General features: G+C 34.0%; 12 protein-coding genes and 1 riboswitch. Of the genes, 10 read left to right on the top strand and 2 right to left on the bottom strand.

Annotated features, from left to right (window positions below):
• Window positions 1-165: 165 nt before the first annotated feature.
• Both BLT57_RS04775 and BLT57_RS04770 read right to left on the bottom strand, forming a co-directional pair.
• Window positions 166-1,167 carry a PorP/SprF family type IX secretion system membrane protein gene (locus tag BLT57_RS04775; RefSeq protein WP_091422999.1) on the bottom strand — a complete coding sequence of 334 codons (1,002 nt, stop codon included), beginning with the start codon at window positions 1,165-1,167 and terminating at the stop codon, window positions 166-168.
• A 9-nt stretch (window positions 1,168-1,176) separates the two neighbouring features.
• Window positions 1,177-7,245: a PKD domain-containing protein gene (locus tag BLT57_RS04770; protein WP_091422997.1), complete on the bottom strand. Its 6,069-nt coding sequence runs from the start codon at window positions 7,243-7,245 to the stop codon at window positions 1,177-1,179.
• Between the two features lie 311 nt (window positions 7,246-7,556).
• A riboswitch (SAM-I-IV-variant riboswitch) is annotated at window positions 7,557-7,651 on the top strand.
• A gap of 49 nt (window positions 7,652-7,700) precedes the next feature.
• On the opposite strand from BLT57_RS04770, the gene BLT57_RS04765 reads away from it, so the two are divergent.
• The 10 genes from BLT57_RS04765 to BLT57_RS04720 all read left to right on the top strand — a co-directional run bounded on the left by BLT57_RS04765 (window position 7,701) and on the right by BLT57_RS04720 (window position 18,740).
• A complete protein-coding gene (locus tag BLT57_RS04765) occupies window positions 7,701-8,003 on the top strand; it encodes a hypothetical protein (RefSeq protein ID WP_091422993.1) in 303 nt (100 codons plus the stop codon).
• Window positions 8,004-8,668: 665 nt separating this feature from the next.
• Window positions 8,669-9,754: a Fic family protein gene (locus tag BLT57_RS04760; protein WP_091422990.1), complete on the top strand. Its 1,086-nt coding sequence runs from the start codon at window positions 8,669-8,671 to the stop codon at window positions 9,752-9,754.
• 621 nt (window positions 9,755-10,375) lie between these two features.
• The gene (locus BLT57_RS04755; RefSeq protein ID WP_172827412.1) at window positions 10,376-11,398 is read left to right on the top strand and encodes a hypothetical protein; all 1,023 of its coding nucleotides are present in this window, start codon (window positions 10,376-10,378) and stop codon (window positions 11,396-11,398) included.
• A 76-nt stretch (window positions 11,399-11,474) separates the two neighbouring features.
• Window positions 11,475-12,206: a DUF6090 family protein gene (locus BLT57_RS04750; RefSeq protein ID WP_172827411.1), complete on the top strand. Its 732-nt coding sequence runs from the start codon at window positions 11,475-11,477 to the stop codon at window positions 12,204-12,206.
• 180 nt (window positions 12,207-12,386) lie between these two features.
• Window positions 12,387-13,433 (top strand): proline iminopeptidase-family hydrolase, encoded by a 1,047-nt coding sequence (locus BLT57_RS04745; protein WP_091426663.1) that lies wholly within the window; start codon window positions 12,387-12,389, stop codon window positions 13,431-13,433.
• Between the two features lie 931 nt (window positions 13,434-14,364).
• Complete coding sequence (locus BLT57_RS04740) at window positions 14,365-15,456, top strand: hypothetical protein (RefSeq protein WP_091422984.1); 1,092 nt, start codon at window positions 14,365-14,367, stop codon at window positions 15,454-15,456.
• Entirely contained in the window at window positions 15,453-16,106 is a 654-nt protein-coding gene (locus BLT57_RS04735) for a hypothetical protein (RefSeq protein WP_091422982.1), read from the top strand. Before BLT57_RS04740 ends, BLT57_RS04735 begins: the two co-directional genes overlap by 4 nt.
• Before the next feature lie 188 nt (window positions 16,107-16,294).
• The gene (locus BLT57_RS04730) at window positions 16,295-16,762 is read left to right on the top strand and encodes a DUF4157 domain-containing protein (protein WP_091422979.1); all 468 of its coding nucleotides are present in this window, start codon (window positions 16,295-16,297) and stop codon (window positions 16,760-16,762) included.
• A 79-nt stretch (window positions 16,763-16,841) separates the two neighbouring features.
• Window positions 16,842-17,531 carry a hypothetical protein gene (locus BLT57_RS04725; RefSeq protein WP_091422978.1) on the top strand — a complete coding sequence of 230 codons (690 nt, stop codon included), beginning with the start codon at window positions 16,842-16,844 and terminating at the stop codon, window positions 17,529-17,531.
• 159 nt (window positions 17,532-17,690) lie between these two features.
• Complete coding sequence (locus BLT57_RS04720) at window positions 17,691-18,740, top strand: NERD domain-containing protein (RefSeq protein ID WP_091422975.1); 1,050 nt, start codon at window positions 17,691-17,693, stop codon at window positions 18,738-18,740.
• Window positions 18,741-18,816: the final 76 nt, after the last annotated feature.

Raw genomic sequence — 18,816 nt, 5'->3', positions numbered from 1 at the left:
TAATTGACCCTATTGTAGTAATCCCTCGATTTACACCTACTTCTCACATCACTATATTATCTGTGCTTTTATTACCTATCCAAAAGGTTTGGTGAAACCACATCGAAACCTTAACCGTCATAGGAATTTAAAAAATCCCATGCATTAGCAAAAGCCCTCATGGTCTTATCGCTTTCTGCTACGATCAGTATTACATCTGCGGCATCTGGACAGATAGGTTAAAGAAAACTCATAAACACCTCTGGTATTTCCAATTTTAGAAGTATTCATATCATATGATAAACCAAATCTATATTGGGTGTATTCTAAGCCTATAAACGCATTTATAGATGATAACAAATGACTGTTTGCATCATTACGTGCTGGATTAGTCGCTACTGTAAGCCCAAGAAGAAATTCATTAACTTGAAATAGATAACCTATATCTAAACGGTTATATTGACCTTGTTGCATATAATTAGCCGTCATCATGATACTGTAATCATTCAAAAAAGGAAAACGATAATTACCATGTATAGAGTAAAATATATTCAAAGGCACCTTCTCCCCTTCTACAAAAGATATATTAGGCCTATTAAGGTGTTTAACAGAGGCACCAAACCAATAAGTCGTTCCATTAAATTCTTCTTTTTCAAATACAATGCCAGTTGAAAAATCGACGTAAAAGCGATTTGTTGTATTATTACTTAAGGGATCTATAGACACCGGATTGATAAACCCTGTGTTGATGTTTATTTGATCCGCTAAGGTCAGATTACGAAACCGGTTACTTTTGCTACCAATACCAACTTCAATACCTGGTCTAAAGAACCAACCACCATCTAAATTAACACGATGAGCATAATTCGCATTTAACTGGAAATAATTATAATTATTAAATGATTCATACTGATAAACGGCATTAATACCTACGCCAAAACCCATACTTGGCCCATAGTCAAAAGATTTGTTTATAAACGCATATTGCGTGGTCAAATTCAAGTCTAAGCTAGGCCATTGCACACGACTTAAAATACCCGCATAAATCCTGTCGTTATCTTCGAAGCCAGAAAACCCTGGATTCAAAGTTTCTTGAACATAATTGGATTGTGAAAAAATAGGGTCTTGCGCTTTTGCAATATTTACGGTCACGAAGAGCATGATAGAGATTAGGATTCTAAATTTCATTCTAGTTAATTATTTAATAAACACAAAAGCGCCTCGTTTTTCAATTACATTCTCATAAAATGTGCTTGCAGAAAAGGTATAGTAATAATTTCCATTCTCGGCGTCTTCATCATTGATCTTACCATCCCATCCTCTAATATCATCACCAGATTCAGAATAAATAAGACTTCCCCAGGTATCGTATATATTAAGTTCTAACTTGTTAAGTCCAATATGTTCAGGGCCATAAAAATCATTAAGTCCATCCTCATTAGGAGTAAATGCATCAGGCATCATCAGCTTATATCCTTTTTCAACAATAAGCGTCACGATATTACTATAAACACAACCAAAGGGATAAGTAACCGTTTGGGTAACCACATAATTCCCTACTTGCACATAGGTATGAATTGGGTTTTCCTCAGATGAAAAACTACCATCTCCAAAATCCCATAAAATACTTATGTAATCTCCAGTAGCCGTATTTGTAAACTCAATCGGGTCTTGAATAGCAAAAACCCCATAATTAACTAAACCAAACGAAGAGACTCCAAAACCTGGATCTCCAAGCACAGGAATCTCTACATTTAAACTAAAACTGGTATTGCAGCCTTGACTGTCGGTAACCTCTAATAAAACTAAACCATTCTGTGTTGTCGTCATTAACTCATTATTGAGTCCACTTACTGTACCACTTGACCAGCTAAAATTAAAAGGCGGCACACCTCCAGAAGCTAATGCTACAAAGGTTTGGTTCACCGTTTGTGCTTCACAATCTACATCAGACTGTATATCAACACTAACCGTTAAAGGTTCAAATCTATTAACCACCCAACTTCCTTCTAGTTCACAACCGTTGGCATCCGTAATTTGCACGGTATATGTATTTGGTGGGATATTTTCCAAATCTTCGGTAGTGGCTCCATTAGACCAAACCACATCAAAAGGTGGTGTTCCTCCTTCAATCAATAGGTTTATAAATCCACTATTGGTGTCATCACAATCCAAGGCATCGGTGATATTGGCAGAAGCTAATAGCGGTAAAATATTAAATATGGTAAAACTATCCTGTATCACACAAGGTGTACCATCTGTTATTGTTACAGCATAAGTTCCAGGAGCCAAATTGTTGCGCTCAGTTCCTGCCGTAGGATCATCATTCCAAACAACGGTAACAGGATCAATACCACCAACAAAATTGAGTATAATACTGGCGTCATTTTCTCCTGAACATGACATCTGTGTTACCACGGGATCTATTAAAAATAATGGCGCTTCTTCAATAACTATAGGAAACACTCTTGAGCAGTTTTCAGCATCAGTGATTGTAATGGTATAAGTTCCTGCCGAAAGGTTGGTTTGACTATTCCCTGTCCCAAAATTACTCCATGCAATATCATAAGGTGACACCCCTCCAGAAATCGAATTAATAGTTATTGAGGCATCGTTATCTCCATAACATTCAATTTCAGTAGTACTAACATCGATAGTGATTTCATCATTTTGAAGTACATTAACATCGAGTGCATCAACACAACCCGAATCATCGGTAACCGTTACGGTATAAAGACCTGCCAACAAGGTGTCAATGTCTTGATTAACACTTGTAAAGGCATTCGGACCAGTCCAAGAAAACGTATAATTTGGTCTTCCACCAGTCACATTAATGGCAACGGCTCCAGTAGAATCTCCAAAACATAAGATATCAGTTTTAGTATTTAATGTCACTTCAAGTAGTGGTGGCTCTACGATATCAAAGCTCAAACTAATAGGTCCACAACTATTGGCATCACTTACTGTAATAGTATACATTCCAGGACCAAGGTTTGTTAAATCTTCATCAGTAGAAAATGGAACCCCATCTTTTGTCCAACTATAACTATAGGCTACAGTACCACCTGCAACCGTAATATTAATGACACCATCATTAGCGTTAAAACAAGAAATAGTTTCGGGATCAAAATCAACCACACTAAACACCAATTCATCTGGCTCGGTAACAATGAATGTTTCTGTATAAGGACAACCGCCATCATCATCTACACTAAGAGTATATGTGCCTTGTTCTAAATTAAAAATATCTTCATCAGTACTAGTGAATCCATTTGGACCAGTCCATGAAATCACATACGGAGTTCCCGTTGTAAATGGCACACCTCCTACTATGGAAATCTCTATGGACGCATTATTAGATTGAAAACAGGTATTATTGGTTACTACTGAGGTAACAGAAATAGACGGATTTACGGTAACCACAACCTCAAAATCTAAGCCTATACAATCCCCAGCGGTAGGTGTTACCGTATAAGTCACAGTCGCTGGTGTCGTTGTTATATTCTCTAAAAACTGACCAATAGTAGCCGAAGGAGTTACTTGCTGTGAAGCACCAGTAATACTCCCTGCAGGATTAATTAAAGGCGGAGTCCAAGTATATACGGTATTCGCCGGAACGGTGTCACCTCCAGAAGAATCTGGAATATATGTAAAGCTATTACCACTACAAATCAAAAGGTTAGCATCACTAATACTTGGTGTTTCATTAACTGTAATTTCAGCCACTTCTGAAACAATTTCAGAGCAACCTCCAGCATTTAAAGTGATGATACAATAGTAATAGGTAATCCCAGTAGCGTCTACTGGAGGGTTAAAGCTGTCTGTCGTTGCTCCTGGTATAGCTGTTCCTGAGGTGGTATCATTAATGGTGTTTTCATACCACTGATAGCTTGGTGCGCCAGTTCCATTAGTATAGGCCACGACTAAGGTATTGGTCGTTTCTCCTAAACACAATTCGTCTGAAATAGGCTGACTTGTAAACTGTGCCGCAGCATTGACCTCAACGGCACTTACAGTACTTACAACCTCACATCCTGAAACATCTTGAGTGATAATGCAATAGTAATATAAGGTCCCAACTGTAGTTACTGGAGGCGTATATAAACTTGTCGTAGCTCCAGCAATCAAGGTCCCACCTGTATTAGAATTAACCGTATTTACATACCACTGGTAAGAGGTAAGACCTAAACCACCAGTTATCACCACCTGCAAATCTTGAGGAGTTACATTTTGACATAAACTTTGGGATGCTATAGGTTGTGTTGTAATATCAGGATCGTCTACAACTACAACTTCGGAAACGGCACTAATAAGACCAGAACAACCACTGGCATTATAACTAACCTCAACATAAAAGTAATATGTACCAACGGTATTAAAAGGCGGTGGTATATAATTTGTACCTGTCGCACCCGCAATTAAAGTCCCACCTGTATTTGAATTAGTGGTATTACTAAACCATTGGTAAGTTGCAGTGCCAGCACCTCCAGAGACAACTAACGAAAGCTCGCTTGCTGTTCCTCCTTCACATATAGATTGGGTGTTTAGCGGTTCACTATCTATTTGCGCTATTTCTTCTACCTGAATAAATGCTGTTTGCGAAGTAATTTCGTTACAACCACCTGTTGAAAAGGTAATAATGACATAATAGTAGGTCTCCCCTATTGTATTTGTTGGTGGCGAAAAGGTAGCACCTGTTTCACCGGCAATAGGTGTTCCTGTAGTGGTATTATCGACAGTATTTTCATACCACTGATAAATTGGTGATCCCGAACCTTGAAATACAACCGATAAATCTGGTGTTGATCCATTGAGACAGACGGCATCCGATTGAGGCTGTGTTGTAATGGCCGGAGCAGGCTCGACAATAATATCGAAATCTACCGGCAATCCAAAACAACCTCCAATTTCAGGAATTACCGTATATGTTAGTGTAATTGGATTAGCCGTCGTATTAATTAAGGTTTGCGCTGGTATGGTATTAGAGGTTCCTGCGGCTATATAACCCGTTAAACCTGCAGGCGCATTAGAGGTCCAACTATATGTCGCAGCACTTGGTATTGCTGTTAAGTTAATCGCCACCGACTCTGATCCAGAGCATAAACTCTGATTGGTTACCGTATTGGTAATCGTTGGAGTTTCATTTACCGAGAACGTTTGTGTTACTGTTTCGGTGCCACAACTATTAGTGACACTAAAAGTGATGGTATACATACCCACAGCAGTATAATTAATAGTCCCTGGGTTTAATTGATTAGAAGTTGCGGGCGTTCCTCCAGGGAACGACCAAGTATAGCTGATGGTTTCTGAAGCCGGTGCGCAGTTATTTACAGTCGCTACAGGATTTATAGCCGCTGTGCCACAAGAATCTGCTATAGCATCAATAGACGCTGTAGGTGGTTGTTTTACTTCAATTACTTGCGATGCAGTAGTGCTTCCACAAGAATTGGTTGCTGTTAAAGTTAAGCTATACAAGCCAGCAGACTCAAATAATAGGGATGGGTTTATTGAATTTTCATTGGTGCCATTAGTAAAACTCCATAATTCTGAAGTCCCACAAAAATCTGCTGCATAAGTAACTTCCCATAGGTAGGTTTCTCCGCCACACGATTGTGACACATCGGTGGTATTAGTAGTAGTGATTGCTAATGGTGTACAACCAAAACTGGGATTGGTGGTGAAACTTGCTACAAGCTCAGGTTCAATACAAATGGTTTTAGTCACAACGTCTGTTGTGCCGCAAAAATTTTCAGCAAATAAGGTCACCGTATAGTTACCAGGCGTGGTATAGGTATGCGTTGGGTTTTCTAGTGTCGAGGTACCGCCATCACCAAAATCCCAAAAATACACCGTATTGGTATTACAGTTTTGGTTAAAGCCTCCTGTGGTTAGATTTTCAAATAGCACAGGTATATTGACGCATGCAATAGGATCCACATCAAAATCAACACTAGGTTGTGACAGTATAATTATAGGCCCAGCAGTCAATAAGGATTCCCCACAAGAAGTCGATATAATTAAGCTCACCGTATAATTAGGATTTGGACAATTAGATTCGGTATAGGTATGTGGTATGGGATAATTTTGTGAAGCTCCAGGATCGCTGGCATTATAAAATGCCGAACCCTCTAATTGTGCTTGTGTAAAACCAACTTGGGTGCCATCTCCATAATCTATAAGGTAATTGGTGTCTGGAGGATTAGTACCCCAAGACCCGATAGCGAAATCTATTGGTAAAACTGGCAAACACAGATTAACCGTATTTCCGGGTATTTCAATGGCACCTACAGGATTACTTGAATTTTTAATTAAAATGGTTTCCGTAGTGTTACATCCTGAATTACCGTAAGCGGTAACCATCATATTAAAAGACCCTAATTCTAAATAGGTATGTGACAGAGGAAAGGTCACATTGGTCGCCGATGTGCCATCACCCCAATCTACATCATAGGAAGTGACACAAGACGCAGAGGGAGAATCGTTACCCACATTAACGGTGTACTCAGGGTCGGCTGTATTATTCCCACAATTATCAAATGGTGCCGTAAAACTGGCGTCTAGATCTATAAAATTAAGTTCTGGTCTTTGCTCTACACTAATGGGTTGCGAACTAGAAGCCGTACAACCATTATTATCGGTTACTGTAAGGGTAATGGTGAAATTGGAAAAGCCACACCCTTCTGCATTGTAGATATGGGTAGGATTCATGTTAGTAGACGTATTGCCATCACCAAAACTCCAGCTATAATCAAAAGGACCATTCCCCGTGATATTAGGGGTTATAACAATTGGTGTTCCCGAACAGGTATTGTTATTATTAAAAGAGAAATCTACATTTGGCGGATCTTCGACATTTACTGTTGCGGTTCCATTTTCAGTGGTTACATCCCCTGTATTATCTGAAACGGACTGCAATTGATACACAAAGGTACCCGCAGTGTTGGTATTGACATTAAGGGACACAGAGGTATTTGTCCCTGTTGTGGTCACGGTTTGACTAGTACCGCCATTAAGTGTATAGGTAAAGGTATATGGCACCTCCCCTCCAGAGCCTGTAAAGGTGATTTGAGGCGCTGGTGTATCATTGAGGCAAACGGTTGTGCTGCCACTTATTGTGCCATTAGGTACTAAAGCATCTGTTGTTATTACCGAGATCCCTTTAAAAGTTGAAAACACAAAGGCATGACTATTGGTTTTAAAAACAGTCGCTAAACCAAACACCACACACACCATCAAAAGCGAAAGGTTGTAGTTGTTTTTAATCATAAAGTAATGATTGCTAATTTTTTAAGTTAATAAATGTAATTAAATTCTTATAAATTTAATACCAATTACTATTTTTATTCCAAATATTGCAGTATTCCTAATCCCTTTAAAGCTATGGTCTTAAAAACTGTAAATCCTTTAACAAATAAACCGGTTTTTTAAGGATTAGACAATACTCAATAGCGGGTATTTTTAGGCTTTAGACTGGTCTTTGGTTAAAATTCAGGGTTTCATTCACATTCTTACATGACCTCAACAAAGCCTTCATGTAACCAGTCACATTTCAAAGTCTTAAAATTCAGTTATATTTGCAGAAGTATCAGGAACGCAAAATTCGCGTACCAACCGAGCACAAAAGCTACGGTGGTTTAGTATACGGACAGTCCAGTCAAAATAAATGATTACCACACTGTTTATAGAATTAACCTGATGCATAACCTTTAACACTATGCATTATGAAAACTGTTAGTATTATCTCAAAAGAGAACGACATTAAATCCTCTCAAAACGTACCCATCCATGCCATCATTACCCTTGATACAGCATTTGTGGATGTGTCTAATTATCTCAATGACGGTGATTTGGGTATTTTACTTCAATTACAACACCACCAACCTATTACCACACTACATTTAACAGATGTCACACCTTATGTTTTGTTGTGCTTTGATGAGGCCTTACATTATAAAGGCGCCGCCTATAGTTTAAAAAGCGTTAGTAGCCTTTCCACAAAGCGCCGCTTTGAAAACTTGGATTAGCTCCCCTTTGGTCGCTTTTCCTCAAAGCGCCGCTTTGAAAACCTGGATTAGCTCCCCTTTGGTCGCTTTTCCTCAAAGCGCCGCTTTGAAAACAAAAAAACGCTGCTTATACATTCAAGCAAGCTTGATGTATCGCAACGTTTTTTTGTTTATTCGTGACCTCGAGAGGGTTTGAACCTTTTTACGAAACCACTATATTTTATGGGCTTTTAACACCTATCCGAAGGACTTGGTGAAACAATAGCGAAACGTCAATTTTTCATTACCTAAAGTAAAGATAATCAAATATTTTCAAGAATAGAAGGTGAAAATATTCTTCATTTTCTAAATATTGATGACAACAATCAAAATCTTGATAATCGATCTGTAATTTTGACTAAATCAGTCATTAACCACAAAAGGATTCACACCTTTGACCAAAACCACTATATTTTGTGGGCTTTCATCAAGTCACCAAAAGGCTTGGTGAAACAATAGTGAAACGTCAATTTTTCATTACCTAAAGTAAAGATAATTAAATATTCTCAAGAATATATGAGTTGAAATCATATTAATCTTCTGTACATAACGAGGGTAAGAATTACACCTAGTATTCTAACAAAGGTAATTTTTTAGTATATTTACCCTCGTTTAGATAACGTAAGTAATTGTTACCCTTGTATAAAATGGCAAAATTTAATAGAAATACACCTTATAATAGCCTACCGCTATTACCACCTAAAACAACTTTAGAAACTACGAAAGTATTGCGGAAGACTATTGATGCCAGTAGAGCTTTAGCACAACTTAATGGCATGCTTACCAATTTACCAAACCCAACCTTATTTTTAGATACCATTCATTTACAAGAGGCTAAAGCAAGTTCTGAAATAGAGAATATCATAACTACTAATGATGATTTGTATAAATCTTTAGTAGCAGACAAAAAGTTTGATAATCCAGCAACAAAGGAGGTTATAAGTTATAAGGAAGCACTTTGGAATGGCTTACGCGACATAGAAACACGCCCATTTATAAGTACAAACTTATGTGTTGAAATTGTACAAAGTATTAAAAAAAATACCGCAGGCATTAGAACAACACCAGGAACCGCTTTAAAAAATGCTAATGGTGAAACTATATATACACCACCAACAGGTGAAGCTGTTATAAGAGAAAAAATGGCTAATCTTGAAACCTTTATAAATGGTGAAGATGCTGCAGATCCATTAATTAAAATGGCATTAATGCACTATCAATTTGAAGCCATACACCCTTTTAGTGATGGCAATGGTAGAACAGGACGTATTTTGTTGTTACTCTACCTAAAACTTGAAAAATTGTTAGATACACCTGCTATTTATTTAAGTGAATATATCATTAAAAATAAAGCAGATTACTATACTAAACTACGTGAGGTAACCGAAAATAACAATTGGGAAGGGTGGATACTCTATATGCTTGAAATGTTAGAATATACTGCAAACAAAGGACTACAACGTTTAAAAGATGTTACTGATTTAATGGAACAAATGACTAAAGAAATTAGAGAGACCTTACCAAAAGTATATACCAAAGAATTAGTTGAAATACTATTTAGATTGCCTTACGCTAAACGACAATTTTTAATTGATGCCAAATTAGGCACACCAAAAACTGTAGGTAATTATTTGATGGAATTAGAAAAATCCGGGTTTTTAGTTTCTGAAAAGGTTGGTAAAGAAAAACTATACCTCAACCATAGATTAATGGCGGTGTTAGAGGCCTCATAATTTACTTGGTTAACGAAATGAAGCAACATACAATTGACTTAAGGAATAATTTGTCTTAACGATGGTTTTATACAGTTGAATAGTGTAACATCATTTTCTTTGAAGTTCCATTGCGAACGCTGGCAAAGCAGATATTTACATAATACCAGTTAAAACTACGAAAATAAAAAGTACTGAGTTTTGTAACAAGGTCTGAACCTTAAAACATACCGTTTTATAATTCAGGGTCATCCTCTCTTGTGTTTTAGACGTGTGAAATAATCGCGAAACATTACTATTCATTATCAATTCAAACGTGTCAAAGTAAAATTTAAGAGACTTTTTTTAATTCAATATCACTAAGAACAGATTTGTTATCTAAGTTGTTATATAATGTAGATATAGTTAATATGTATATCCAGTTGTTGTGCTTCATTATCTCACTCAAACGGAATTAAATAATTATCTTAACTTTCGAGAAATAACTAACCAATGATAAAATTCTTTAGATTATCGAAACATAATTTTGTTAGGCAAAATCAAAGGTCTGGTAGACCTTTGGTTGAGATAGCCGCTTGCGGAGAGATTAAAAAGACAAATTAAACTATGATAAAGTTTTTTAGAAAAATCAGATTCGACCTTATGCAAGAAAACAAAACTGGAAAGTATTTTAAATATGCTATTGGCGAAATTATCCTAGTAGTCATCGGAATTTTAATCGCACTACAGCTTAATAACTGGAACGAACAACGCTTACAAGATGCTAATTTTAATAAGCTCATTGATGCCCTTGAAAATGAGATCATTGAAAATATTGAAGAGGCATCATACGAAATTGATTGGGCTAGAGAAAATCTAGTCTACGGCTCAAAAATCCTTAGCAATAAAATATCCCGTGACGAATTTTTAAAGAACCCAAATTTGAGAAATATTATTGCATTAAACAGATTAGACATTAACTCTGATGATATTAAATCATTGGTGAATCGGCAAGAAGATATACCAACCAATTACGACGTATTAATACCGCATTTAAAAAACTATCTCAAAAAGGAAGTACGCTACACTAAAAATGATTTAGAGTATGGTGAACAGATTACTAGCTATACTGATTTTTTAATAAAAACGCAACCATGGTATTCTGATAGTTCCTCAGGAGCTTTAGACTCTGTGGCTCTCAACAAACAAGTTGATTTTTATTTAAACAACTCCATTTATAGAAATTACCTTACTAGTTATATGGATGGGTACAGGTTATCTCTCAGGGAAATGATCGGTGTTAGAAGTTCTTGCCTAGTGATTTTAGCAGAAATTAAAAGAATCAGAGAAAATTACGGATCAGAGGAAATTAAAACTCTTTTTCAACACTATAAAATGAGTCCTTATGTTCAAAAAGTATGCGGTTCTATTGAGATAGATACATCAAATAACAAAGAGGTTGGTACCTATGTACCATTATTTAATGCATCCGACGAGACAAAGCACTTGCGTTGGAATGATGATGACTATGATCTTATTAAAGAGCTAGAGTTAAAACCAGGTGAATTAATGGTTAATCCGGCTTCAAAACGTATGCAAACAAATACGCTTTTAGAGGTGATTTCAAATGGAAAGTGTATAATAACATATCAAGTCGAAAGAAATGGCTACTTATTAATGGAATAGTTTTAGACTTTCAACCGCACAACGAATAGCTATTTTTATGATAAAGTTTTTTAGAAACATTAGACAAAACTTAATAATGGAAAACAAAACTGGAAAGTATTTAAAATATGCTGTTGGCGAGATTGTCTTGGTTGTGATTGGAATTTTGATTGCATTATCAATAAATAATTGGAATGAAAACCGATTAGAACTCAATCGAGAATCTAAACTATTAAAAACATTATTAAAAGACTTATATATAGCAGAAACTGAATCTGTTGAATCGATAAATAAAGACAAAGAAGATGTTAATAGTTTTACATATATGTTGAGCGGAAAAGATGCGCGAGAAACATTAATTAATCATCCTAAAATAGACTCTATATTTAGTAAAACAATTTGGGGGACAGTAACCACTAATATTCCAATTATAAATTCCTATAATGACATAAAGAGTGCAGGGCAAATAAGGTTAATTTCAAACGAAAATATTCGAAGTCATTTTACCGCATTACAAACTAGATTAAATAGATTAGAAAGAATATTGCAAGACCGATTGTCAGTTCAATTAATGAACATAGATAAGTTTGTTCTTACTGAGATGAATTTTATTGGATTATTAAAGGGTGATTCAACTAATTATAATATTGATTACGGAATTAATAATGAGTATTCTACTCTATTTGAAAATCAATTTGTTTTGAATGTTATTGGTGTAAAATTACAATTAACTGAATCTGTTATTACGAACAGAAGTTTAGTATTAGAAGAAATAAGAGTTCTTATTAACCTAATAGAAAACCACCTAAATAAAAATAAAAAAGGCTAACATCGTATATAATTTGTTGCTAGTTCTAGCCTACTTACGAAAATTGCTTGCGCCAGTTCGCTTCGCTAGTGTCTCGCGGATTTTCTAGTCCGTTTTTATTTGCTAAATTACGTGCTTAACCACGCAACAAACCATATACAAAGACGTTACCAAACAAAAACTGACTTAAAACTACAAAACATGAAAAATTTAATATTTATTGCTTTTGTCTTTTTTATTTTCCAAGGGTGTTCGAATAATGAGAAAAAGCAGACTTCGGATATCGAAAAAAGCAGTTATTTTGATTATTCAAATAGCGATGACCAAATTACTGGTGGGATTAAAATGATTCCTATCGAAACGCCAAAAGGCACTTTTAATGTTTATACAAAACGTATGGGTAATAATCCCAAAATGCGTGTATTACTGCTTCACGGTGGTCCTGGTGGAACTCACGAGGAATTTGGAAACTTTGATGGTTACTTGCCAAACGAAGAAATCGAATACATTTATTACGACCAACTCGATTCCTATTACAGCGACAAACCTAACGATTCTACGCTCTGGACTACCGAACATTTTGTGGAGGAAGTAGAACAAGTCCGAAAAGCCTTGAACCTTAATAAAGACAATTTTTACCTGCTCGGACAATCTTGGGGTGGAATGTTGGCCATGGAATACGCCTTAAAATATCAGGAGAACCTAAAAGGACTTATCATTTCAAATATGATGGCAAGTGCTCCGGCTTATACCAAATATGCCAATGAGGTTTTAGGGGGACAAATGGATCCTGAAGTTTATAAGGAGGTTATGGATATGGAGAAGAACAATGATTTTGACAATCCGAAATATGGCGAGCTTTTAATCAATAATTATTATACCGAACATATTTTGAGAATGCCTTTAGAAAAATGGCCAAAATCAATAAACCTACTTTTTGAGCATTTAAATCCAAATATTTATATTTTCATGCAAGGTCATAGTGAATTTGGAATGACGGGTAATGCATCCTTAAAAAATTGGGATGTATCCAATAGACTAAAGGAAATTAAAGTACCAACCTTAATGCTTGGTGCCAAATATGACACGATGGATCCAAAATATATGGAGTGGATGGCTACAGAAGTGCAAAACGGAAGAAGTGTGACTACAAACGGAAGTCATTGTTCTCAATTTGACGACCCTGAAACTTATTTCCCTTCATTAGTGAAATTTATTAAAGATGTAAATGGTGGAGAATTCAAATAAAACTAACCACAACAATGGCTATAATTAATTGCTTGTTCTCGATTACTTCTGAAAATCTTAGCGGATTTGCAGTTTGGTGTGTCCTTGCAAAATTAACTGCTAACCCAGGCAACTAATCATACATAAATACGTTCGGCTATTCTAAAAAAGCAACTGATTTTCTAGCAGGTTTGAACCTAACTCCTTAACACCTTTAATTTATTGGCTTTTATCTCCTATTAAAAAGCCGTGGTGAAACAATAGCGAAACGTCAATTTTAGACTATCGAATTTAAAGAGAACCATGAAAAATACTTGATTTCATTTTAGATAGTCATTGATAAAACAAGGCAAGTAGAACCAAAATATTTAAGTGTTTCAAATAAAAAATTTCTTAAAAAAAAAGCGAACTCCCAACTAATAGTTAAGTATTAAAATAACTAACTTTTGATTTAAAAAAGACGATCAAAATTAAATCGTATTAAAATAGGTTGTAACTATTGATTTCACTGTAGTTACAAGACTTTGTATACATATGTATACATAATGTATACTAATGTATTTTAGCCTTGAATTTATGCATGATTAAAAAGTACGAATCTAAAGGTATACTTAATATAAAATCGCTTAGAGTAAAACCAAAAACTTTGTTATTCTCATGGTCTCTGCTTTTACTGGAATATGAAATTTTATTCTTTTTAATAAAATTAATCGCTTAGTTACAGCCTAATTAAGAAAAAGGAGTAGATCTACGTATATGAGTGTAATAAGAATTTACTAATTTTATACCATACAACTAGTGTCTTATCCCGATAATAAAATGCGATAATGATGATATTTATAATCATATAACTAGTTGTATGCAATACCTGTGAATCTTTATATCTTTCATCTAACCTAGGCTATTATCATATTAAAATCTATTTTTGCTTCCAAAATATTTTAATAGTTCAATGCAAAGTCTAATACCAGTATTTATTGATATTACCGAATGGAATAAAATTCCATACTCAAGTACTGGTGGAACTAGAGCGAAAAATATTTATGTTTTCCCGAAAGATGAAAAAGAGTATTTTTTTAAAGGTTCTAAAAAGTTACCAGACGGTACATTCAAGTATCCTACAGAATTTTGGAGTGAAATTGTAGCATCTAAAGTAGGTCAAATGCTGGGATTTAATTTACTTAACTATGAAATTGGTTATGATGTAAATGATGAGCAACAAATAGGCTGTTTATCAAAATCAATGGTCGAGCATACAGAAAATAAATTATCGGAAGGAGTTGATTTCTTAAGAGGTTTTGACTCGAGCTATAATCCTAAAAAAGATGAAAAACGATATACTTTAGAATTTATTAAAAAAGCTTTAACTTATTTTGAGCTTTCAGATTTCTTACCTCACTTTATAGAAATGCTAATATTTGATGCAATCATTGGCAACTCAGATAGACATCAAGAAAATTGGGGATTCATTTCCAAGTTTAGAGAAACAATTCGAGAAATAGATAAAGAAATCACAAATACAAGAGGTTTTTTTGCAAGAATTGAACCAAAACTTCGAAAATTTCTTACTAAAAATGCTTTAAAGCAAAGGGAAATACAAGAACTAAAAAATACTGCGCCAAATAAAATATTATTAAAAACTCAAAGTCAAATTGTAGAAACAGTTTTTTCACCAATTTATGATAGTGGTTGTTGCTTAGGACGAGAACTAGAGGATAAAAGAATAAAACTTATGTTAAAAGATTCTCAAATGATAGAAGCCTTCATAAAAAGAGGTCGTTCAGAAATTCGATGGAACGCTGGAAGTAAGCCCAAACATTTTGATTTTCTAAATGATATTTCTCAAGAATATCCAGAAGTATTTAAAAAAGTTCTTGAAAAAATTAAATCAAACTTCGATAAAGAAAAATTAAGACAATTAATTGATAACATAGATGTAAATTTGCCGTTAGAACTAAAAAGGTTTAGTTTGACTAATAACCGTAAATTATTAATGCATAAATTGGTAACTTTACGTATAGAAAAACTTTTTGAATTTACATGAGTAGAACTGGAAACATATACGTTGTTTGGCGAAAAGGTCAAGGCTCGAGAAGGATTCCAGTTGGTGTTATTAAAAGTAATGCGTCAGAAGGTCTTAGATTCAAATATTTACAAAAGAATCTGGCAAAAGCCTCAGAAGAAGGTTTTATTCCATTCACAGGTTTTCCTGAAACAGACAAAGAATATAGAGAGAATGTTTTAGATATATTATCTCAAAGATTAGTTAAGTCAGAAAGAAATGACTTGTCGAACTTCTATGAATTCTGGAAAGTAGATTTAAAAAAGCGATTTGACCCTTTCTATATGCTAGTTCAAACCCAAGGTCTTCTGCCAATTGACAACTTTGAATTTTTAGCTGACTTTAACCCAAATAAAGGATTAAATTTTATTTCAGAGATAGCTGGTTTAACAAAAACAGAGGTTTCTTCGGATAAGATATCAATAGGAGATAAATTAACTTATGAACTAGAGAGAGACAATGAATTTGACAGATATGCTGTAAAACTATTTAAAGAAGATTTATTTTTGGGTTATGTTAAGTTAGTTCATTCTAAATTATTCTATAAGTCAAAGCGTAAAATCAAAGTAAAAGTTCATCATATTGAAAAGAATGGTATTCTTAAAAGAGTATTTATTGATATTTCCATCTAGCCACCTTTTTACTAGCAAAGTACAGCATACAACACCGTGTATAATTAATTGCTTTGGCAAGTGCTTATTTGGAAAATTACTTCGGAATTTTCTCTGGCAAGTTTTTGTTTACTAAATTAGATGTTTAAACACCTGCCTGTGGCAGGCAGGCGCCACTAATCATCCACAAAACCGTTATTTGCAATAAGATGGGAAAACGAAAGCTAGAAAAGAACACTGAACCAATTCAAAAGAAAGAGAACAATACTGGTTTACCTGACCAATTAAAAACTTGTACTGAAAATCTTTCGGGATATGATATGGGTGATGTGAAAGTACATTACAATTCAAATAAATCCGCTCAACTTAGTGCTCATGCATATGCTCAGGGAACTGATATACATTCATCATCAGGACAAGAGAAACATTTACCTCATGAGGCTTGGCATGTTGTTCAGCAAAGGCAAGGAAGAGTAACACCAACCATGCAGTTGAAAGGAAAAGTAAATGTGAATGATGATGCAGGATTAGAGAAAGAATCGGACATGATGGGTGATAAGGCTCTTAAGTCAGAGGAAAATGACGCGCTACAAACTAAACTATCTTCAACTAACTCTCCAAGAGTTCAAAGAATTATAAAAGAAGACGAAAATAAAAATATTAAAGAAAATAAGTAGAAAAGCCAATAACAAAAAATAAAAGCCATCAAAACAGCTCATATAGAACACCATTAGCGTTAATTTAAAAAACCATTAAATGCATAGATTATTTTTTTTAATTTTTTCAATCGTCCTAGTTTCATGTGGAGTTACAAAAACATCTGTAATACCAGAAAGTTTTACAACTTTTACACCTGAATTAAATAAAATCACCAATACGGAAATAGGAAACATTCTCGTTTCTAGAGAACAAGGTCATAAATACGATGCTATTGAAATCACAAAAGAATTTAAAATCGAATTAGATTACGTAGTTAGAACAATCGAAGAAGGTAACATCTTTATCAATCGCTACAAAACAAATACATATGATTTTTACAGCAGTTCTCCAGATTCAGAATTTGGCATAGCCATTGAAAGAAATGGGGAAAATCCTATGATTTATACAAAAGGTGACAACGATGGGATTTACGCAACCGGATTTAGTTATAATGGAATAAACTTAATAAGACCTAAAGAAAAAATAGTCTATATTCAAACTAAAGAGCTAGCAAAGGAGAAAGATAACTTTAAACAAGAATTCATTTATAATGGTCGTGTTAGAGATGCCCTTAAATTCATTTATCGAGAATATAAAAATGATTACGCCAGACCTGCTTTTATACAAGACTTGCAGTATGATCTATCAGAGAGCAAAATTATTGGATTTCGCGGTATGCGAGTTGAAATTATAAATGCCACAAACACAGAAATTGAATACAAAGTTTTAAATTACTTTGAAAATTAAAACATTTACATAATAACTTATATAGTTCATTGCTAGTACCCACGTACTATAGAAATCTCATAGATTTTCCTCTGGTTCGTTTTGTTTTACTAACTTAGTTCTAGCCAACGCAACTAACCATAAATGAACACATTAGCTATAATTTAAGAAATATCGTAAATGGCAAGAATATATGGAACAATAGAATCTTTGAAATCTTTAAAATCTGAATTAGAGGATAAAGGAATTTCTAGATTTAGTTCTGTAAAAGAGATTAAGACATTTTTGTCAAATTACAATTCAGAAAAACAAACAATTCTCAATGATACATCAAACGAGTTAGAAAAAGAATATTTTGAAACATGTACTAACCTCGAACAGAGAATTCATAAAAAAGCTGAAATAATCAATTTAGAAAAGGAAAGAATAAACAATAAAATTTCTAATTTACAGTCGAAAATTGATTTAATTCATAGTAACAAAGACGAAAACTTTTTAGAAAAACTATTCTCAAGTGTCAATCTTTATTTTCTGAAAAAACAATCCAAGCATTTTGTAAAAAATAAAACTAAACTCATAAGTTCAACTATAAAAGAAATATCTAACCAAATTGAAAATGATGAACATTTCATAAAAAAATATGAAACTGAAAAACAACACTTAATTGAAAAAAGAGCAAAACCTAAAACTGAAAAATTAGAATATATACGCAATATTTTAAAAGATTCAAGAAATCTAATTTCGGGAGCAATAGGAGAAAATTTAGTTGTTAAAGAAATAAAGAAACTTTCAGATGATTATGTTTTGATTAATGATTTTAATTTAAATTTTACTCGTCCAATTTTTTACAAAAAACATAATCAGAGAATCTATTCCATACAAATTGACCATCTTTTAATTTCAAAAGCAGGAATTTTTATAATAGAAACAAAAAACTGGAGTAAATCATCAGTCGATTCTATAAGTTTAAGGTCACCAATTGAACAAATTGAAAGGTCCAATTTTGCACTTTACGTGTACATTTCGGAAAACATAACTTTAAACGAACATCATTGGGGAGAGCAACAAATTCCCATACGAAATCTTATTGTTATGATTAATAATAAACCAAAAAGTGAATTTAAGTATGTAAAAATAAAACTCTTAAAAGAGATGAATCATTATATAAATTATTTCGAACCTGTTTTAACAGAAAATCAAATAAATAAAATAGCAAACGAATTGATTTAATTATAAACTACTGCCAATAATGTATATAATCCATTGCAGGTACTAGCTTATTTGAGTACATTCTTGTGGAATATTC

Source organism: Formosa sp. Hel1_31_208, from assembly GCF_900104785.1.
GTDB lineage: Bacteria > Bacteroidota > Bacteroidia > Flavobacteriales > Flavobacteriaceae > Psychroserpens.
This window is presented reverse-complemented; position numbering and strand designations above follow the sequence as displayed.